Source organism: Streptomyces sp. C10-9-1 (genome assembly GCF_024497955.1).
Classification (GTDB): domain Bacteria; phylum Actinomycetota; class Actinomycetes; order Streptomycetales; family Streptomycetaceae; genus Streptomyces; species Streptomyces sanyensis.
This window is the reverse complement of record NZ_JANHKP010000004.1, coordinates 229813-247965: the sequence shown is the minus strand read 5'-3', so window position 1 is coordinate 247965 and position 18153 is coordinate 229813. Positions and strand designations below refer to the sequence as shown.

The window sequence follows — 18153 nt, the reverse complement described above, 5'->3', positions numbered from 1 at the left end:
CAGAATGGGAGGGTGACGACGGAGCGGCCGGACGAGGCGGGCACGGGTACGGGTACGGCGGGGACCGGCGGCGGGGCGCCGGGCGCCGCCCGGCGGCAGGGTCCGCCGGGCGGGCTCACCCTGCCCGCCGGTGCCCCGGCCGGGGCCGGGCTGACGGCCCTGCGCAGCCACAACACGGCCCTCGTCCTGGACCTGCTGCGCACGGCGGGTGCGCAGGGCATCAGCCGCGTGGAGCTGGCCGAGCGCACCGGCCTCACCCCCCAGGCCGTCAGCAAGATCGTCGGGCGGCTCCGTGCGGACGGCACGGTCGCCGAGGCGGGCCGGCGCGCCTCCACCGGGGGCAAGCCCCGCACGGTCCTCGGCCTGGTGCCGTCCGCGGCCCATGCCGTGGGCCTCCACCTCGACCGCGACGAGCTGACAGCCGTGCTGCTCGACCTCTCCGGCACGCCCGTCGCCTCCCGGCGGGGCCCGCTCGACCTGGGCGCGGGCGCCGGGCGGGTGATCGCCGCCGCCGCGGACGCCGTGGGTGCGCTGCTCGGGGACGCCGCGGCCCGCGTCCGGGCCGACGGGCGCCCGCCGCGGGTCCTCGGCGCCGGGGTCGCCATGCCGGGGCCGCTCGACCACCGCTCCGGCGTCCCCGGGAGGGTCACCGGCTTCCCCGAGTGGGAGGGCCACCCGCTGCGCGAGGAGCTCGCCGCCCGGCTGGGCCTGCCGGTGGTCCTCGACAAGGACACCAACGCGGCCGCCCTCGGGCTCGCCCTGCGCGGCCCCGGCGACTCGTTCGCCTACCTCCACCTGGGCACCGGCCTCGGCGCGGGCCTCGTGCTCGGCGGTGCGCCCTACCGGGGCTCCCGCACCGGGGCCGGGGAGTTCGGCCACCAGGTGGTCCGGCTCGACGGGCCGGTGTGCGGCTGCGGCGGCCGGGGCTGCCTCGAAGCGCTCTGCCTCGCGGCGGTCGGCCGGGGCGACCTCCCGGAGGCCGCCCGGGTCCTCGGGACCGGCGCGGCCAACCTGGTGGCCCTGCTCGACATCGACCGGGTGCTGCTCGGCGGCCGGACCGTGGCCGCCGCCCCGGAGGTGTTCACCGCCGGGGTGGCCCGGGCCGTGGCCGCCCGGGGGCCGGTGCCGGTCGCCGCGGTGGACGCCGGAGCGGACACCGTCGCCGAGGGCGCGGCCCACCTCGTGCTCGCCCCCCTCTTCGGGCGCCCCGCCTGATCCCGGCGCGCCTCCCCGGCGCCGCCGCGGATCCCCTCGCCCCGGGGCCCCGCCGGGGCGGGCAGTCCCCGGCACGGTGGGCGATCCGCCGCTGTTCGGCGGTATCCGGGCCGCGGCAACCGGGCGCTCGGGGCAACGATGGCCCTGTCCCCCCGGACCCCGGCCCGGCCGTCCCGGCAGCACGCGAGCAGCAAAGGCCCCCCGATGCGACTCCGCAACGCCCTCGCCCTCCCGTCCGCCTGTGCGGTCGCCGCGATCGCGGCGACCGTCCTGCCGGCGGCCCCCGCCGCCGCAGACGACGACCGCCCGGCGCCCCGCGCCGGGGTCGGCGACCAGGGCGCCGCACGCCCCGCGGACCAGCAGCCCACCTGCGGCCGGGACGGCGACCCCGAGTTCCCGATCCGGGCCCGCATCCGCGGCGGTCCCGACACCGTGCGCGCGGGCTCGGGCTTCAGCCGGTGGCGGCTGGAGATGACCAACACCACGCCCGAGCAGTGCCACCACCTGCACCCCGTCGTGGTCCTCGCCGGCTCCGCCGGGCCGCTGCGCCCCGACGGCGTGGCCGTCGAGTTCCGCGACGCCGACGCCGGCCGCTGGCGGCCCGTCGCCCTGGAGCGCACCGAGGAGGAGGAACTGGTCGGTGCGTTCGACGACGGGTTCCGCGGCTTCGTGGTGCCCGCCGGGCGGACGGTCGCCGTGGAGGTCAGGTTCTCCCTCGCCGCCACCACCGCCCCGGGCGACGTCACCGTCAGTGCGGCCGTGGTCCAGCGCATGGGGGACGACGGCGACTGGGTCGGGGAGTCCGGTGACTACCGCCTCGCCGTCACCCCGGCGGACCCCGCACCCTCGGCCCCCGCCACCGGCCCGGCGGAGCCCCCCGCCGGGCGCACGGAGAGCCCGGGGGCCGACCCCGCCCCGCGCCCGGTGCGGAGCCCGGACGCCCGCCCGCCCGTGCCGTTCGCCCCCGGCGAGCTGGCGGCCACGGGCCCCGGTCCGGCCGCCCGGGCCCTGGCCGCGGTCGCCGTGACCGCCGCGGGCGGGGGCGCCGTCCTGCTGCTGCTCTCCCGCCGGCTGCGGTCGCAGCGCCGCCGCTGAGCCGCCGCGGCCGCACCCCTGCCGCCGGACCGGCCGCGGAGGGGCCGGCGGAGCCCGCGCGGGCCCGTGCCCCGTGCCCGCGGACCGCCCGCGGCCTTCAGGTTTCCCGCCGACCGGCCGGGGGCCGCCTGCGCGGAAGGCCTTAGTCTGTCCGGTGTCGCCACAGTGCTGTCGCGGCGTCCTTCGCACGTATCGACGTATGCACGGCAGGAGTCCGCCCACATGGCAGAGCGCAAGCCGATCGAGTCCTGGCTGACCGACATGGACGGCGTCCTCATCCACGAGGGCGTGCCGATCCCCGGCGCCGACGCCTTCGTCAAGAAGCTCAGGGAGACCGGCAAGCCCTTCCTGGTGCTCACGAACAACTCCATCTACACGGCACGGGACCTGCACGCCCGTCTCGCGCGGATGGGCCTGGACGTGCCCGTGGAGAACATCTGGACCTCCGCGCTGGCCACCGCCCGCTTCCTGGACGACCAGCGCCCCGGCGGCACCGCGTACGTCATCGGGGAGGCGGGCCTGACCACCGCCCTGCACGACATCGGCTACGTGCTCACCGACCACGAACCGGACTACGTGGTACTCGGCGAGACCCGCACCTACAGCTTCGAATCGCTGACCAAGGCCATCCGGCTGATCAACGGCGGTGCCCGGTTCATCTGCACCAACCCGGACGAGACGGGGCCGTCCACCGAGGGCCCCCTGCCGGCCACGGGCAGCGTCGCGGCGCTCATCACCAAGGCGACCGGCAAGGAGCCGTACTTCGCGGGCAAGCCCAACCCGCTGATGATGCGCACCGGCCTCAACGCGATCGGTGCGCACTCCGAGAGCAGCGCGATGATCGGCGACCGGATGGACACGGACGTGCTCGCCGGCCTGGAGGCGGGTATGGAGACCTTCCTGGTGCTGACCGGGCTGACCACCCCGGCGGACGTGGACCGCTACCCGTTCCGCCCGTCCACGATCGTGGACTCCATCGCGGACCTCGTCGAGCGGGTCTGAGGCCGTTCGCGGACCCGCTCGCGAGGCCGGGCGGGTCCCGCGGATGCGGAATCGGACGGCAGGCGTGACCCTGGCGGAAGCAGGAGGTTCACGATGCGTGCAGGTTCGATTGCCCTGGGTTCGGCCGGTGTGGCCGCCGTCCTCGTCCTGATGCCCCTCGCGCCGCCCTCCCCGGCCGCCGCCCGGGGTGCCGACGCCCCTCCGGCGCCCGCCGCCCCGGAGCCCGGCGGTGCGCCCCGCGCGGGTGCCGCGTCCTGCGCGCAGGCGACCGCACCGGCCGCGGGGGCCGCCCTCCTGCCCACCGCCGTCCGCCGCCCGTCCCGGCCGGACGGCCTGCGCCCCCCGGCCGCCGTGCGTCCCGGTCCGGAGTCCTGGCCGGACGTGCTGAGGGCGGCGGCGGTGTGCGGCGGCCGCGCGGGTCGGTCCGTCCTCCTGCCGGCGGCGGCCTCACCCCTCGCGGGCCTCTCGGGGCGGTCCGCGCAGCGGCCGGAGGCCCGTCGCGCGCATCATGCCGCCGCGCACCGCGCCCCCGCGGCGGCCGTGCCCCCGCCGGTCGCCCCGGCCGAGCGGGCCCCTGCGCGTGGCGGCGCGGTCGCCGTCGCCGCGCCCGTCGCCGCGGTGGACCCGGAGGACGCCGGGCCGAGCCGGACCCAGGCGGTCGTCGGACTGGTGCTGGCCGCGGTCGCGGCCGTCGTCTTCGCCGTCCGCAGTGCGCGCCGCCGCCGCTCGGACTCCGACTGACCGGAGCGGCCGGCCCGGCGGTCCCCGCCGCCGGAACCCCTCCCGCTGCGTGCGGGCACACGAACGAGGCTCCTCTCGTCGAACGAGAGGAGCCTCGGTGTGCGTGCGCCGCCAGGGACTCGAACCCCGGACCCGCTGATTAAGAGTCAGCTGCTCTAACCAACTGAGCTAGCGGCGCCTGCTGACCTGGAGAACTCTACCCGACGGCGAGGGGTGCTCCGCACCGGCCGGGTGGGCGGCGCGGAGCCGCCCGCCGCGCCGATGCCGGTCAGATCATGGTTTTTATTGGTTGATCCGTCAAAATGCGTTTTGTCCGTTCGGTTGGGACACTGGCGCCCGTGAAACACCGTCAGAGGATCTTGCCGATTGCGATTGGGGAGGCGAGGCGTATGGCCGTGCCGGTCTTCGAGGAGTACGAGCCGGGCGGGGAGTGCGACTGCGCCGGATGTGCGCAGGCCCGCCGGGCCCTGGCCGCGGGAGCCCACCCGTCCGCGCACGGCTGCCGCCGCGCGCTGGTGCTGGTGACCGCCGCCGGAGTGGTCCTGGGCGGTGCCGGGGCGGCTGCCGCGTCCGCCCCGGGGGCCGTCCGGCCCGTCACCCCCGCGGCGGATCCGCTGCCGCCCACCGAGCAGGGGAGTGCGGGGCCGCTGCACGGCCCCACCGGGAAGCCGGTCGTCGCCTCCCAGCTGAAGACCACGACCCGGGCCGAGATCATCAACCGCGCCAAGCTGTGGGTCGCCGCCAAGGTCCCGTACAGCATGACGGCGTACTGGACCGACGGGTACCGCCAGGACTGCTCCGGCTACGTCTCCATGGCCTGGGACCTCGGCAGCAACGAATGGACCGGCAGCCTCGCCAAGTTCGGGGACCGGATCGCCCGCGAGGACCTCCAGCCGGGTGACATCCTGCTCTTCCACAACCCCGCCGACCCCACCTCCGGCTCCCATGTGACGATCTTCGGCGGCTGGACCGACTACACCCACACGTCCTACGTGGCCTACGAGCAGACCAAGCCGCGGACCCGGCGGCAGGCCACGCCCATGGCCTACTGGAGCAACTCGGCCAGCTACGTCGCCTACCGCTACAAGGGTGTGACCGCCACCACCGGCGGAGCCGAGAGCGCGGCGACCCCCTTCCCCGGCGCGGCCTCCTTCGGCCCCGGCGCGAACAACGCCCATGTCACCCGGCTCGGCGAACTGCTGGTGGCGCGGGGCGGCAAGCGCTTCTACCAGGAGGGGCCCGGGCCGCAGTGGTCCGAGGCGGACCGGCGGGCGACCGAGGCGTTCCAGCGCGCGCAGGGCTGGCGCGGGGCCGAGGCCGACGGACTGCCCGGCCCCCACACCTGGCAGCTGCTGGTGGACGGAAAGGGCAAGGACATCGCCCCGGCCGTGACCGCGGGCCCGTCCGCCCAGGCGCCGCCCTTCCCCGGGCGGGAGCACTTCCGCACCGGGCGGTCCAACGACCACGTCACCCGGCTCGGGCAGCAGCTGGTCCTGCGCGGCTACGGGCGCCACTACGCCGTGGGGCCCTCGCCGCGCTGGTCCGAGGCCGACCGGCGCAACGTCCAGGAGTTCCAGCTGGCGCAGGGCTGGCGCGGCACCGCGGCCGACGGCTACCCCGGGCCCGAGACCTGGCGGCGGCTCTTCGCCGCCCGCTGACCCGGGGCCGGCGGACGGCGGGCCCGTCCCCGCCGCCCGCCGGCCCTCGCACACGGCCACTGCCGGCCACTGCCCATCGAAGGAAGGCGAGGCGCCATGAACACCACGAAGCCGGAACCGGAAGGCCCCGTCCCGCCCGACGGCCCCGCGCTCCGGTCCGAGGCCGCGACCCTGGCGCCCGCGGCCCCCCGCCCCGCGCCCGATGCCCCCGGGCCGTCTTCCTCGGCGCCCGCGGCGGGGGACGGCGGGCCGACCGGGGCGCCGGAGGAGTCCGCGGACCCCGGCGATCCCCCGGCCGCCTCGGAGGAGGCACCCGCCGCCGAGCCGGTCCGGCGCAGCCCGGTGATCGCGAGCGAGACGACGACCGAGATCCCGATCCACCTGCTCTTCCGGGACGACGACGTGCCCCCGGCCCTCGCCCCGGCCCGTCGGGCCTCGGTGATCAACCGCCGGATGGGCACCGGCGAGCAGCCCCGGGTGAGCGCGGCGGGGCGCCCGGTCGCGGGCCCCGGCGCGCGGTCCGGTCCGGCGGCGCGACCGAAGGCCGCGCCCGACCCGGGCACCGTGCCGGTCGTGGACCCCCGGCTGACCGAGCGGCCCGGTCCGGTGCTGCCCGGCTGGATCGGCCTGGTGGCGGGGGCCTTCTCGCTCGCGGGGATCGGCGCGCTGGTGTGGGGGACGGGCGCGGTGCCCGGCATGGTGGGCCGGATGCTCGGCGTCAGCCCGCCGCCGTACCAGGGGATCGGGCTCGGCGTCTGGTGTCTGCTGGCCCTGGGCGTGCTGCTGGCGCTGTTCGGCCTCGGCGGCCTGGGCCGCGGGCGCGTCGGCCACGCCTGGGTGCTCACCCTCTGCGGCGACTACCGGGGGAGCGTGCGGCGGACGGGACTGGTCTGGGTGAGCCCGCTGGTGCTGCGCCGGAGGATCGACGTGCGGCTGCGCCACTGGCGCAGCGATCCGATGCCCGTGCACGACGCGGACGGCACGGCGCTGCGGGTGGTGGTCCTCGTGGTGTGGCGGGTGGCCGACACGGTGCGGGCGGCGCTCGGGGTCGAGGACCACGAGGAGTACCTGGCCGAGCAGGTGGAGTCGGCGACGGCCCGGGTGCTCTCGCAGCTTCCGGCGGACGGCTTCGGGGAGGCCGTCCCGACGCTCCGGGACGCCCGCGCGGTGGGCGCCGCGCTGACCGAGACGCTGGCCGCGCAGTGCGCCCCGGTGGGCGTCGAGGTCTTCACCGCCCAGCCGGTGGTGGTCGACTACGCGCCCGAGGTGGCCGAGGCGGTCCAGCGGCGGCAGATCGCCGCGATCGACGCACGGCACCGGGACGCCGTGCTGAGCTCGGTCGTGGACGCCGTCGAGGACGCCGTGGGGCGGCTGACGGACCGGGGTCTGGTCGACCGGGAGGACTACGAGCGCAAGGCGCTGGTGAAGGATCTGACCGTTGCCTTCTACACGGGACGGGCGGGCGCGGCAGAGGCTCCGTGAATGGTATGGACATGCTCAACGGGGCTCAATACATTGGGACTTGGTCTAGACCGGAATACGCTCCACCGCACGCGTGCACCGCAAGGCACTCCCCACGTCCCTTCCTGGAGCCAGCATGCGAAAGAAGATGGGTGCGGCCCTGGTCGGCCTCGCCGTGGCGGGCACGACCGTGCTCGCCACCGGCAGCGCCAGCAGCCACGGCTACACCGACTCCCCCATCAGCCGGCAGAAGCTCTGCGCCAACAGGACCGTGACCGGCTGCGGTTCGATCCAGTGGGAACCGCAGAGCGTCGAGGGCCCCAAGGGCTTTCCCGCCCGCGGCCCCGCCGACGGAACGATCTGCGCGGGCGGCAACGGCCGCTTCTCGCAGCTCGACGACCCGCGGGGCGGCGCCTGGCCGGCCACCCGGGTCGGCGCCGGGCAGAACTACACGTTCCGCTGGCAGTTCACCGCCCGCCACCGCACCACCGACTTCAGGTACTTCATCACCAGGGACGGGTGGAACCCCGCCCGGCCGCTCACCCGCGCGGCCCTGGAGTCGCAGCCCTTCCTGACCGTTCCCTACGGGGGGCAGCAGCCGCCTTCGACGCTGTCGCACTCCGGCACGCTGCCCGGGAAGTCCGGCCGCCATCTGATCCTGGCGGTGTGGACCGTGCACGACACGGGCAACGCGTTCTACGCCTGCTCCGACGTCCAGTTCTGATCCCCGTGCCGGACGGCGGCCCCTCGCGCCCCGGCGCCGCAACCCCCCGGACCACCGCCGGGTCCGGGGTGCGGTGCCGCCGCGCCGGGGTGCCGTCCGGAGGAACGCGGAAGGCCCCCCGCTCACGCGAGGGGCCTTGCCGTGCTGTGCGCCGCCAGGGACTCGAACCCCGGACCCGCTGATTAAGAGTCAGCTGCTCTAACCAACTGAGCTAGCGGCGCCTGACTCGTCCGCCGCTCGGCGGCCGACGGCGTCCATACTACCGGCTCCCGGAGGATGGTTCCGACCACGGGAGCCCCGGCCGGGACCCGAGGGGCCCCGGCCGTCGGCCGGGGGGCGGTATCACCCGTTCCGTGGCGGTACGGCCCGGAGGGCGGCGTCAGATCGCCAGGGAGAGCACCACCGGTGCGGCCCTGCGGTTGAGGGTGTCCGCGGCCTGCCGCAGCCGGTGCGCGTGCTCGATCGGCAGGGACAGCGCCAGGCAGCCCACCGCGGACCCGGCGGTCAGCGGGACCGCCGCGCACACGGTGCCCACCGCGTACTCCTGCAGGTCCAGCACGGGCACCGTCGGGGGCTGGGCGTCGAGCTTGGAGAACAGCAGCCGTTCGCTGGTGATCGTCCGGGAGGTCAGCCTGGCGATCTTGTGACGGGAGAGGTGGTCGCGGCGGCCGTTGACGTCGAGCTGGGTGAGCAGGCACTTGCCGACCGCGCTGGCGTGGGCCGCCGAGCGGAAGTCGACCCACTCGTTGACCTTCGGGGTGCCCGGGCCGTCCGCGAACTGGGTGATCTTCACCTCGCCGTCGATGTACCGGCTGATGTAGACGGCCGCCCCCACCGAGTCCCGCAGCTCGGACAGGGTGTCCTGGAGTTTGGCCGCGAGGGCCTCCTTGCGGGTCGACCCCGAACCCAGCAGGACGAGCGACTCGCCGGTCACGTACGCCCCGTCGGCCGTCTGCTCCGCGTAGCCCTCGCGGCGGAGCATGGCGAGCATCGGGGCGAGGTGGCCCGGCGGCAGTCCGGTCTCACGCGCGATCTGGGCGTCGCTCACGCCGCCGCCGTGGCGCGAGATGGTCTCCAGGACGCGCAGGACGTAGTGCACCGAATGGAACGGCGCGGTCGGCTCGGGCTTCAGCGCCACGGTTTCCCCCTACCAGGTTGTTACCGCAACTTCCCCTCCACGATAGCGGCCAAGGACCCCCTGGCGGCGGGGTGTTGGCGCAAAAGACGCGGCGCCCCAGCGGCCTGCGCTGGGGCGCATCTGCTTGGCATATGCCAAGGGCATACGTCTTCGGTGGGGCGGGTGGTCAGAGCACCGCGCCGAGGAACTCGCGCGTCCGTGCCTGCTCCGGATCCGAGAAGATCTTCTCCGGCGGGCCCGACTCGATGACCTTGCCGCCGTCGAACATCAGTACCTCGTCGGAGATGTCGCGGGCGAAGCTCATCTCGTGCGTCACGCACACCATGGTGATGTCCGTGGTCCGGGCGATGTCCCGCAGGAGATCCAGCACCCCGGCGACCAGCTCGGGGTCGAGCGCGGAGGTCACCTCGTCCAGCAGCAGCACCTGCGGGCGCATCGCCAGGGCGCGGGCGATCGCCACCCGCTGCTGCTGGCCCCCGGAGAGCTGGCCGGGCTTGGCGTCCGCCTTCTCGCTCAGCCCCACGAGCTCCAGGAGCTCCCGGGCGCGCGCCTCGGCCTCCTCCTTGGAGAGCCCCAGCACCCGCACCGGCGCCTCGGTGATGTTGCGCAGCACCGTCATGTTGGGGAAGAGGTTGAACTGCTGGAAGGCCATGCCGATCTTCTTGCGGGCCTCGCGGCGCTCCTTCTCGGCGGCCGGGAACAGCGTCCTTCCGGCCACCGTGATGGTGCCCTCCTCCGGCGACTCCAGGGTCATGAGCAGCCGCAGGATCGTCGTCTTCCCGGAGCCGGACGGGCCGATCAGGGTCACGTGCTTGCCCGGCTTCACCGAGAAGCAGAGGTCGTCGAGGACCGTGTTGTCCCCGAACCGCTTGGTGACGTTGTCGAAGCGGATCAGCTCGCCGTTCGGCGTGCCGCCGGTCTCGGGGGCCGTGTCGGGGGCGGTGTCAGCGGGCAAGGCGGCGCTCCAGGGCTCGTACCAGCAGGGAAGCCGGATAGGCGATCAGGATGAAGGCGATGCCGATCACGGTGAGCGGCTCGGTGTACTGGAAGGTCGAGGCACTCTCCAGCCGGGACTGCTGGAGCAGCTCCAGCACGCCGATCGCGGCCAGCAGCGGGGTGTCCTTCAGCATGGCGATGACGTAGTTGCCGAGCGCCGGGGTGATGCGGCGGACGGCCTGCGGCAGGATCACCGCGAACCAGGTCCGGTGGGCCGGCAGGCTCAGGGCCGTCGCCGCCTCCCACTGGCCCTTCGGCACGGCGTCGATACCGGCGCGGTAGACCTGGGCGGTGTACGTCGAGTAGTGCAGTCCGATCGCGATCGTGCCCGTCACCAGGGCGGAGAAGCGGATGCCCCACTCGGGCAGGACGAAGTACAGGAAGAACAGCTGCACCAGCAGCGGCGTGCTGCGGACGAACTCGGTGAAGGCGTTCACCGGCCAGCGGACCAGCCGGCTCGGGGCGCGGAAGGCCAGGGCCCAGACCAGGCCCAGGGAGAACGAGAGCAGGGAGCCGAGCACCAGTACCTGGAGGGTGACCAGCAGCCCCTCCCAGAAGCGCGGCATGAAGTCCCAGACGGCGGACCAGTCCCACGTCACTTCGACGCACCTCCCGCCGCCTCGGTACCGCGGACCGGTCCGGCGCCGCGGCGCGCCAGCAGGCCGCCCAGCAGGCCGGGCTCCTGCTCGATGCCGATGTTCCGCTTCGACCGGCGCTCCAGCGCCTTCATCGACCGGGTCACCAGCAGGGCCAGCACGAAGTAGATCACCAGGCTGACCGTGTAGATCTGCGCGCTCTCCTGGGTCGCCAGGCGCACCAGGTAGGCGGCGAAGGAGACGTCGCCCACGCCGAGCAGCGACACCAGCGCGGTGCCCTTGAGCAGCTCGACCAGCAGGTTGCAGAAGGACGGCATCATCTCGGGCACCGCCTGCGGGAGCAGGATCAGCCGCATCCGCTGCCAGGGGGTGAAGCTGAGGGCGACACCCGCCTCACGCTGGGCGGTGGCCACCGAGTTCAGTGCCCCGCGCACGATCTCCGCGCCGTAGGCACCGTACGACAGGCCCAGCGCCAGGACCGCGGCCCACATGGGGACCAGCTGCCAGCCCATCAGCGGGGGCACCACGAAGAACAGCCAGAACATCAGCACCAGGGCCGACGTCCCGCGGAAGACCTCGGTGTAGAAGCCCGCCAGGAAGCGCACGGGCGTCGAGCGATGGGTTCGCGCCATGCCCACGGCGAAGGCGACGAACGCGGCCAGCGCGGCGCTGTAGACCAGCAGCTGCACGGTGATCCAGATACCGGGGAGCACCCAGTTCTGCCAGAGTCCGGCTGTCATTTCCGGCACAGCTCCTCGGCGGTCAGGGTGGTCATCTCGGACTCGGTGAAGCCGAAGGGCTTCAGGATCCGGAACAGCTCACCGCTCTTCTTCATCGCGAGGATCTCGTCGTTGAAGGCGTCGCGCAGCTCGGTGTCGGTGGGACGGAAGGCGAAGCCGCCCCCGTCGATCTGCTCCTTGCCGTCGACGACCGCCGCGAACGCCTCGGTGGCCTCGGCGCGCGAGCTCTTGCGCACCACCTCACGGGCCGTCAGGGCCGTTCCGGCGAAGACGTCGACGCGGCCGGACTCCACCGCGTTGAGCCCGGCCACCTGGTCCTGGAGGATGACGATGTCCTTCTCGGGTATCCCCGCGGCGACGGCGTAGCCGATCTCCGCGTAGCCCGTCCCGGTGGCGAACCGGGCCTTGGTCCGCACCACGTCCTCGTAGGTGTGCAGGTTCTTCGGGTTGCCCTTGCGCACGATGAACGCGTCGAGCATCTGGTACTCGGGGTCGGAGAAGATGACCTGGGCGCACCGGTCCTTGTTGATGTACATCCCGGCCGAGACCACGTCGAACTGCTGGGAGTTCAGACCGGGGATGAGGGAGGCGAAGTCCGTGGCGACCGGCTGGATGGTGTCGATCCCCAGGCGCCTGAAGACGACCCGGGCCAGCTCCGGGGCCTCGCCCGTGAACTCGCCCCGGTCGTCCACGTAGCCGTACGGCACCTCCCCGGCGATCCCCAGGCGTACCGTTCCCTGGGACTTCAGCCTGGCCAGCGCGTCACCGGAGGGAACCCGGCCGCACCCCGCGGCCCCCAGCGCCCCGAGAGTGCCGACGGCCGCGGTGCCGAGGAGCACCGAGCGTCTGCTCATTGGTCGTGCGTGTCTAGTACGAGCCATGGCCGCGCGGCTACCCGGGTCCGCGTGGGGTATGCGTAGAAGATGGCCGACCGATACCTGACCGTGTCCCTCGACCGGCGCGGTGCCCGCTGCACCGCCCGGCTGCTCGACGACCGGGCCCCGGCCGCCTGCGCCGCCGTGTGGGGGGCGCTGCCGCTGAGCGGCGACGTCTACCACGCCAAGTACGCCCGCAACGAGGTCTACGCCCTCTTCCCGCCCTTCGCCGACGCCGAGCCCCCGCTGGAGAACCCGACGGTCACCCCGATCCCCGGCGACCTGTGCTATTTCACCTTCAGCGGCGAGCAGCTCGGCACGGCCTCGCACGGCTACGGGGCCGCCCGTCCGGGGCCGGTGACGGTGGATCTGGCGCTGTTCTACGAGCGCAACAACCTGCTGCTGAACGGGGACACCGGCTGGGTGCCGGGCACCGTCTGGGGCGAGGTGGTGCAGGGGCTCGAAGAGATGGCCGCGGCCTGCCAGGACCTGTGGCGCACCGGCGCGGCGGGGGAGACGCTCTCCTTCCGCCGCGCCTGAGCCGGCCGTCCCCGGGCGTCAGCGCGGCGCGCCCGGGGAGGGTGCCACCGCGGCCCCCGCCCCGTGCAGCGCGTGCGCCGCGCGCAGCACCAGCGCGTCCCGGTGGCGTGCCGCCACCAGCTGCGCGCCCACCGGGAGGCCGTCATCGTCGGTCCCGCAGGGCACGGTGGCGGCGGGCTGCTGGGTCAGGTTGAACGGGTAGGTGAACGGCGTCCACCCCGTCCAGCGGTGGAGGCCCGAGCCCGCGGGCACCTCCGCCCCCGCCTCGAAGGCGGTGATCGGCAGGGTGGGCGTCACCAGCAGGTCGAAGCGGGTGTGGAAGCGGCCCATCCGCCGCCCGAGCGCGGCCCGCGCGTCCACCGCGGCCAGGTAGTCCAGGGCGCTGCGCCCCGCCCCCTCGGCGCAGATCTCGGCGAGGCCCGGATCCAGCAGCGCCCGCTTGCGCGGGCCCAGGTGCTGCACCACGCGGGCCGCGCCCGTGAACCACAGGGTGTGGAAGGCGTCGACGGGGTCGGCGATGTCGGGGTCGGCCTCCTCCACGTAGGCGCCGAGGTCGGCCAGGGCGGCAGCCGTCCGCCGCACGGCGGCCGCCACCGCGGGCCGCACCGGGACCTGCCCGCCGAGGGTCGCGGAGTAGGCGACCCGCAGCCCCTCCACCCCCTCGGCCAGCCGCCCGCGCAGATCGCCCTCCGCCGGGGACTGGGTCCAGTCCCGCCAGTCGGGTGCGCTCATCGCGTCGAGCATCAGCGCCGCGTCGGCGGCGTCCCGCGCCATCGGGCCCACGTGCGCCAGGGTCCCGAAGGGACTGGCCGGGTACAGGGGCACCCGGCCGTAGGTCGGCTTCAGCCCGAAGACCCCGCAGAACGAGGCCGGGATGCGCACGGAACCGCCCCCGTCCGTCCCGACCGACAGCGGACCGGCGCCCAGGGCCACGGCCGCCGCGCCGCCGCCGCTCGACCCCCCGCTCGTCCGCGAGGGGTCGTGGGGGTTGCGGGTGACCCCCTGGAGGGGGGAGTCGGTCACGCCCTTCCAGCCGAACTCGGGGGTCGTGGTCCGGCCCAGGAAGACCGCCCCGTGGCGGCGCAGGGCGGCCACCGAGGGCGCGTCCTCCGTCCAGGGGCCCTTCGGGTCCACGGTCCGCGAGCCGCGCAGGGTGGGCACCCCGCGCTGGAGCAGCAGGTCCTTGACGGTCACCGGCACGCCGTCCAGCAGGCCCCGCGGCTCCCCCCGCAGCCAGCGTGCCGCCGACTCCCCCGCCCGGGCGAGGGCGTCCTCGGTATCGATGCGGACGAAGGCGTTGACGGTCGGCTGGACGGCCTCGGCCCGTTCCAGGCACTCCCGGACGGCGTCCACGGGGGAGAAGTCCCCCCGTGCGTAGCCGGCCAGCAGTCGGTGTGCGGTCAGGTCAGTCAGGCGCGTGGTCATGCATGGGCACGTACCCACGTTCCTTGTCGACCACGTTCGGCAGGGGTTCTCCCGCGGCCCACAGCTCGAACAGGGAGACGAACTGCTCGCTCAGGCGGTCGCGCCAGCCGACCGTGTCGCCGCTCATGTGCGGGGAGACGATCAGGCCGGGGGCCTCCCAGACGGGGCTGTCCGGCGGAAGGGGCTCCTGCTCGAAGACGTCCAGCGCGGCGCCGCTGATCGTCCGGTCGCGCAGGGCGGCGACCAGGTCGGCCTCGACGACCAGGGGGCCGCGCCCGACGTTGAGGAAGCGCGCGGAGGGCTGCATCAGGGCGAAGCGCCGGGCGTCGAACATCCCCCGGGTGGCCTCGGTCAGCGGGGCGGCGCACACCACCCAGTGGGCCCGGGTCAGCAGCAGGTCGAGGTCCTGCTCGCCGTGGATGCCGGGTCGGGCGGTACGGCCGACCACGGCCGTGCGGACCCCCAGGGCGCGCAGCGTCCCGGCCACCGCCCGGCCGATCGGCCCGGCGCCGGCGACGACGGCGCGGCTGCCCTCGACCGGGAGGGTCTCGCGGTGCCGCCAGCGGCGCTCGCGCTGCCGCTCCAGGGTGGCGGGGAGGTCCTTGGCCATGGCGAGGACCAGGGCCGCCACGTACTCGGCGATGGGCTGCTCGAAGATGCCCCGGGCGTTGGTGACCACGGTCTCGGAGGCCGCGAGCTCCGGGCAGAGCAGGCGGTCCACCCCCGCGCTGGGGGTGTGCACCCAGCGCGGTCTGGGCCCCTCGCCGGGCCAGGCCCGGCGGACCGCCTCGGAGGTGAAGTCCCACACCAGCAGCGCGTCCGCGCGGGGGAGTTCACCGGCCAGGCGCGCCTCGTCGGTGAAGCGGACGTCCGCCTTCCCGGTGAGGGCGCCGAGGCGTGGAGGGGGGTCGGCCGCGAGGACCAGGAGCGAGGGTCGGGACATCGACCGGAAACCGCCTCGAAAAGTCTGGGATGTATGGATTGACCCACGCTTGCACTTGAATCTACCGTCGTCAACAAGGCGTCTGAAGGGCACGGTCATGGACGTCTCCTTCCTCGGTGGGCCCCTGCCGCAGCACGGTGTCGGCGTGGTCGCCCCCTTCGATTTCGCACTGGACCGCGAGCTGTGGCGCTGGGTCCCGGACGAGGTCTCGCTGCGCCTGACGCGCACCCCCTTCGTGCCGGCCGGTGTCTCGCTCGACCTGGCCCGGCTCGTCAGCGAGCACCACACGCTGCGCGAGGCCGTCCGGGCGCTGAGCGCCTCCCAGCCGAGCGTCGTCGCCTACGCGTGCGCCTCCGGCAGTTTTGTGGACGGCCTCCTCGGGGAACGCGCCATGTGCGAGGTGATGAGCGCGGCCGGCGAGGTACCGTCGCTGACCACGTCCGGCGCACTGATCGAGGCCCTGCAGGAGCTGGGGGCACGCCGGATAGCCGTGCTCACGCCCTACACGGAGTCGGTGACCCGGGCGCTGGAGGACTTCCTCGCCCAGGCGGACGTGGCGGTCACGGGCCGGGCCTTCCTCGGTCTGACCCGCCACATCTGGAAGGTGCCGTACCGCGAGGTGGCGGACATGGCACGCCGGGTGGTGTCGGCGGACGCGGACGCGCTCTTCGTCAGCTGCACCAACCTGCCCACCTACGACGTCATCCCGCAGCTGGAGGCCGAGCTGAGGATGCCGGTGGTCTCCGCCAACCAGGTCACGATGTGGTCGGCCCTGCGCGCCATCGGGGTGCGCGCGGTCGGCCCCTACCAGGCTCTGCTGATGGACGCTGCTGCGAGACCGGCCGAGCCGGAAGGACAGGAGGGCGTGACATGACCACCGTGGGGCTGCTGTACCCCGGGCATTCCGCAGAGGACGACTACCCGCGCATCGAGGCGCTGCTCACCGGGGTCAACGTGCCCGTGGTCCACACCGACATCGGCGAGGACGCCCACCGGGTGGACGCCCTGCTGCGGATGGGCGAGGAGGACCGCCTCGCCGCCGGGGTGGAGGAGCTGCGGCTGTCCGGGGCGGAGTCGGTGGTCTGGGCCTGCACCAGCGGATCCTTCGTGTACGGGTGGGCGGGCGCGCGCGAGCAGGTGCGCTCCCTGGCCCTGGCGGCGGGCCTTCCGGCGTCCAGCACCTCGTTCGCCTTCGTCCGCGCGGCCCAGGCCGTCGGGGCGGCTCGGGTGGCGGTCGCGGCCAGCTACCCGGAGGACGTGGCCGAGCTGTTCGCGCAGTTCCTGGGGGAGGCCGGGGTGGAGGTCGTGTCGGCGGTGACCGGCGGGGTGGCGACCGCGGCCGAGGCCGCGCGCTGGGGGCCGGGGCAGCTGCTCGACCTGGTGCGGGCGGCGGACCGCCCGGAGGCGGAGGCGGTCCTGGTTCCGGACACCGCGCTGCGCACGGTGGCGCTGCTGCCGGAGCTGGAGGAGGCGGTGGGCAAGCCGGTGCTCACGGCCAACCAGGTGACGGTCTGGGAGGGGCTGAGGCTGGCCGAGCGGCACGGTGTGCGCGCCGACGAGCTCGGCGCCCTCTTCGCGGGCCGGGACTGACGCCCGGTCCGGGCCGCCCGCCCCCGTCCGGGGAATAAGCGGAGACTGCCTCCTGTTGTGCCGCGGAGTACCCGCGACCCGCAACAGGAGGCTCCCCGGTGAACGCAGTGGACGAGATCCGAGGCACGGCGGCCGGCTCCGCCCCGGTGCCGCTGTCCGTGCTGGACCTGGTCACCGTCGGCAGCGGACGCACGGCGGGGCAGGCGCTGCGGACCAGTGTGGAGCTCGCCCGGCTGGCCGAGCGCCGCGGCTTCCACCGCCACTGGGTCGCCGAGCACCACTCCATGCCGGGCGTCGCCTCCTCGTCCCCGGCAGTCATCCTCGCCCACCTCGCCGCGCACACCGGGCGCATCCGCCTCGGGTCGGGTGGCGTGATGCTGCCCAACCACGCCCCGCTGGTCGTCGCCGAGCAGTTCGGCACCCTGGAGGCCCTGGCGCCCGGACGGGTGGACCTGGGGCTGGGGCGCGCCCCGGGGACGGACGGGGCGACCGCCGCGGCGCTGCGCCGCACGGCGGACGAGGGGGCGGACGACTTCCCCCGGCTCCTCGGCGAGCTGCTCCGCTTCCTCGACGACGGCTTCCCCGACGGCCATCCCTACGCCCGGATCCACGCGGTGCCCGGCCCGGTGCAGAGCACCGTGCCGGGCGGGGTCCAGTCCCCGCACCGGCCGCCGGTCTGGCTGCTCGGCTCCTCCGGTTTCAGCGCCCGGCTGGCGGGGGAGCTCGGGCTGCCCTTCGCCTTCGCCCACCACTTCTCGGCGCGCCACACCGTTCCGGCCCTGGAGCTGTACCGGGACAGCTTCCGCCCCTCCGCGGTACTGGACGCCCCCTACGCCCTGATCGGCGTCGGGGCGCTGGCGGCGGAGGACGCGCGCGAGGCCCGGCGCCAGGTCCTGACCGGTGCGCTGGCGATGCTCCGGCTGCGCACCGGGCGGCCCGGTCTCGTCCCCACCCCGGAGGAGGCGGCGGCGTACCCGTTCACGGCCGCCGAGCGCGAGTTCACCGAGGCGTGGCTCGCCGACGTCGTCCACGGCACCCCCGACGCGGTCCGCGAGGGCCTCGACGCGCTGGTGGCGCGCACCGGCGCCGACGAGCTGATGCTGACGGCGAACGTCCACGGCGCCGGGGCCCGGCTGCGCGGTCTCGAACTCCTCGCGGACGCGTACGGGCTGCCCGCAGGGGACCCCGTGGGCGTTGCCGCCGGGTAAAACCTGGCGGCCGCACCGGCGGGTGGTCCAGTGGTCAACCTCCGGCCCCACCGCCGCTTAAGAGATCCTTAAGCCGCTCGTCACCCCGCTGACGAGCGGCTGATTTCTGTCAGCTCACCTCTCTGACAAGGGGTTTCACTGCGGGAAAGGTCTAGTTCCCGGTTTGGTTCAGACCATTGACGGGGGGCTGTGCGGATCGCTATCAC

18 protein-coding genes and 2 tRNA genes are annotated in these 18153 nt (G+C 74.7%); 11 read left to right on the top strand and 9 right to left on the bottom strand.

Features of this window, described 5'->3' with window-relative positions; translation table 11 throughout:
- Positions 1-12 precede the first annotated feature (12 nt).
- From NPS70_RS07560 to NPS70_RS07545, 4 genes are all read left to right on the top strand, one after another.
- A complete protein-coding gene (locus tag NPS70_RS07560; protein ID WP_374211952.1) occupies positions 13-1215 on the top strand; it encodes an ROK family protein in 1203 nt (400 codons plus the stop codon).
- Positions 1216-1419: 204 nt separating this feature from the next.
- Positions 1420-2310: a hypothetical protein gene (locus NPS70_RS07555; protein WP_256523277.1), complete on the top strand. Its 891-nt coding sequence runs from the start codon at positions 1420-1422 to the stop codon at positions 2308-2310.
- 222 nt (positions 2311-2532) lie between these two features.
- Complete coding sequence (locus NPS70_RS07550; RefSeq protein ID WP_256523276.1) at positions 2533-3312, top strand: HAD-IIA family hydrolase; 780 nt, start codon at positions 2533-2535, stop codon at positions 3310-3312.
- Positions 3313-3405: 93 nt separating this feature from the next.
- The gene (locus NPS70_RS07545; protein ID WP_256523275.1) at positions 3406-4053 is read left to right on the top strand and encodes a hypothetical protein; all 648 of its coding nucleotides are present in this window, start codon (positions 3406-3408) and stop codon (positions 4051-4053) included.
- Positions 4054-4157: 104 nt separating this feature from the next.
- Here NPS70_RS07545 and NPS70_RS07540 read toward each other — a convergent pair.
- Positions 4158-4231, bottom strand: a tRNA-Lys gene (locus tag NPS70_RS07540).
- A 211-nt stretch (positions 4232-4442) separates the two neighbouring features.
- On the opposite strand from NPS70_RS07540, the gene NPS70_RS07535 reads away from it, so the two are divergent.
- The 3 genes from NPS70_RS07535 to NPS70_RS07525 all read left to right on the top strand — a co-directional run bounded on the left by NPS70_RS07535 (position 4443) and on the right by NPS70_RS07525 (position 7896).
- A complete protein-coding gene (locus NPS70_RS07535) occupies positions 4443-5711 on the top strand; it encodes a peptidoglycan-binding protein (RefSeq protein WP_256523274.1) in 1269 nt (422 codons plus the stop codon).
- Between the two features lie 96 nt (positions 5712-5807).
- Complete coding sequence (locus tag NPS70_RS07530) at positions 5808-7193, top strand: SPFH domain-containing protein (RefSeq protein ID WP_256523273.1); 1386 nt, start codon at positions 5808-5810, stop codon at positions 7191-7193.
- A 115-nt stretch (positions 7194-7308) separates the two neighbouring features.
- The gene (locus NPS70_RS07525; RefSeq protein WP_256523272.1) at positions 7309-7896 is read left to right on the top strand and encodes a lytic polysaccharide monooxygenase; all 588 of its coding nucleotides are present in this window, start codon (positions 7309-7311) and stop codon (positions 7894-7896) included.
- A gap of 147 nt (positions 7897-8043) precedes the next feature.
- On the opposite strand, the gene NPS70_RS07520 is transcribed toward NPS70_RS07525, so the two are convergent.
- From NPS70_RS07520 to ehuB, 6 genes are all read right to left on the bottom strand, one after another.
- Positions 8044-8117 (bottom strand) — tRNA-Lys (locus NPS70_RS07520).
- Positions 8118-8275: 158 nt separating this feature from the next.
- Positions 8276-9034 carry an IclR family transcriptional regulator C-terminal domain-containing protein gene (locus NPS70_RS07515; RefSeq protein ID WP_256523271.1) on the bottom strand — a complete coding sequence of 253 codons (759 nt, stop codon included), beginning with the start codon at positions 9032-9034 and terminating at the stop codon, positions 8276-8278.
- Between the two features lie 166 nt (positions 9035-9200).
- A complete protein-coding gene (locus NPS70_RS07510; RefSeq protein ID WP_256523270.1) occupies positions 9201-9989 on the bottom strand; it encodes an amino acid ABC transporter ATP-binding protein in 789 nt (262 codons plus the stop codon).
- Positions 9979-10629, bottom strand: coding sequence for an ectoine/hydroxyectoine ABC transporter permease subunit EhuD (gene ehuD / locus NPS70_RS07505; RefSeq protein ID WP_256523269.1), 651 nt, complete (start codon positions 10627-10629; stop codon positions 9979-9981). The genes NPS70_RS07510 and ehuD overlap by 11 nt, the downstream gene beginning before the upstream one ends.
- Positions 10626-11366 (bottom strand): ectoine/hydroxyectoine ABC transporter permease subunit EhuC, encoded by a 741-nt coding sequence (ehuC, locus tag NPS70_RS07500; protein WP_256523268.1) that lies wholly within the window; start codon positions 11364-11366, stop codon positions 10626-10628. Before ehuC ends, ehuD begins: the two co-directional genes overlap by 4 nt.
- Complete coding sequence (gene ehuB, locus NPS70_RS07495) at positions 11363-12220, bottom strand: ectoine/hydroxyectoine ABC transporter substrate-binding protein EhuB (RefSeq protein ID WP_256523267.1); 858 nt, start codon at positions 12218-12220, stop codon at positions 11363-11365. Before ehuB ends, ehuC begins: the two co-directional genes overlap by 4 nt.
- 69 nt (positions 12221-12289) lie before the next feature.
- Between ehuB and NPS70_RS07490 the strand changes: the two genes are divergently transcribed.
- Positions 12290-12781: a DUF3830 family protein gene (locus tag NPS70_RS07490; RefSeq protein ID WP_256523266.1), complete on the top strand. Its 492-nt coding sequence runs from the start codon at positions 12290-12292 to the stop codon at positions 12779-12781.
- 18 nt (positions 12782-12799) lie between these two features.
- On the opposite strand, the gene NPS70_RS07485 is transcribed toward NPS70_RS07490, so the two are convergent.
- A complete protein-coding gene (locus NPS70_RS07485) occupies positions 12800-14206 on the bottom strand; it encodes an amidase (RefSeq protein WP_256523265.1) in 1407 nt (468 codons plus the stop codon).
- On the bottom strand, positions 14187-15149 hold the full coding sequence (locus NPS70_RS07480; RefSeq protein ID WP_256523264.1) for a D-2-hydroxyacid dehydrogenase: 963 nt from the start codon (positions 15147-15149) through the stop codon (positions 14187-14189). Before NPS70_RS07480 ends, NPS70_RS07485 begins: the two co-directional genes overlap by 20 nt.
- Positions 15150-15246: 97 nt before the next feature.
- On the opposite strand from NPS70_RS07480, the gene NPS70_RS07475 reads away from it, so the two are divergent.
- The 3 genes from NPS70_RS07475 (at position 15247) to NPS70_RS07465 (ending at position 17947) form a co-directional block, all read left to right on the top strand.
- Positions 15247-16023, top strand: a complete 777-nt coding sequence (locus tag NPS70_RS07475) for an aspartate/glutamate racemase family protein (RefSeq protein ID WP_256523263.1) — start codon at positions 15247-15249, stop codon at positions 16021-16023.
- Positions 16020-16739: a decarboxylase gene (locus tag NPS70_RS07470; protein ID WP_256523262.1), complete on the top strand. Its 720-nt coding sequence runs from the start codon at positions 16020-16022 to the stop codon at positions 16737-16739. Before NPS70_RS07475 ends, NPS70_RS07470 begins: the two co-directional genes overlap by 4 nt.
- Before the next feature lie 98 nt (positions 16740-16837).
- Positions 16838-17947, top strand: a complete 1110-nt coding sequence (locus NPS70_RS07465; RefSeq protein WP_256523261.1) for an LLM class flavin-dependent oxidoreductase — start codon at positions 16838-16840, stop codon at positions 17945-17947.
- Positions 17948-18153: the final 206 nt, after the last annotated feature.

What these genes read in the sequence shown, in the direction of transcription:
- NPS70_RS07555 (WP_256523277.1), top strand. Translation starts at nt 1,420, where the DNA reads ATGCGACTCCGCAACGCCCTCGCCCTCCCGTCCGCCTGTGCGGTCGCC.
- NPS70_RS07550 (WP_256523276.1), top strand. Translation starts at nt 2,533, where the DNA reads ATGGCAGAGCGCAAGCCGATCGAGTCCTGGCTGACCGACATGGACGGC.
- NPS70_RS07545 (WP_256523275.1), top strand. Translation starts at nt 3,406, where the DNA reads ATGCGTGCAGGTTCGATTGCCCTGGGTTCGGCCGGTGTGGCCGCCGTC.
- NPS70_RS07535 (WP_256523274.1), top strand. Translation starts at nt 4,443, where the DNA reads ATGGCCGTGCCGGTCTTCGAGGAGTACGAGCCGGGCGGGGAGTGCGAC.
- NPS70_RS07530 (WP_256523273.1), top strand. Translation starts at nt 5,808, where the DNA reads ATGAACACCACGAAGCCGGAACCGGAAGGCCCCGTCCCGCCCGACGGC.
- NPS70_RS07525 (WP_256523272.1), top strand. Translation starts at nt 7,309, where the DNA reads ATGCGAAAGAAGATGGGTGCGGCCCTGGTCGGCCTCGCCGTGGCGGGC.
- ehuC (WP_256523268.1), bottom strand. Translation starts at nt 11,366, where the DNA reads ATGACAGCCGGACTCTGGCAGAACTGGGTGCTCCCCGGTATCTGGATC.
- ehuB (WP_256523267.1), bottom strand. Translation starts at nt 12,220, where the DNA reads ATGAGCAGACGCTCGGTGCTCCTCGGCACCGCGGCCGTCGGCACTCTC.
- NPS70_RS07490 (WP_256523266.1), top strand. Translation starts at nt 12,290, where the DNA reads ATGGCCGACCGATACCTGACCGTGTCCCTCGACCGGCGCGGTGCCCGC.
- NPS70_RS07485 (WP_256523265.1), bottom strand. Translation starts at nt 14,206, where the DNA reads ATGACCACGCGCCTGACTGACCTGACCGCACACCGACTGCTGGCCGGC.
- NPS70_RS07480 (WP_256523264.1), bottom strand. Translation starts at nt 15,149, where the DNA reads ATGTCCCGACCCTCGCTCCTGGTCCTCGCGGCCGACCCCCCTCCACGC.
- NPS70_RS07475 (WP_256523263.1), top strand. Translation starts at nt 15,247, where the DNA reads ATGGACGTCTCCTTCCTCGGTGGGCCCCTGCCGCAGCACGGTGTCGGC.
- NPS70_RS07470 (WP_256523262.1), top strand. Translation starts at nt 16,020, where the DNA reads ATGACCACCGTGGGGCTGCTGTACCCCGGGCATTCCGCAGAGGACGAC.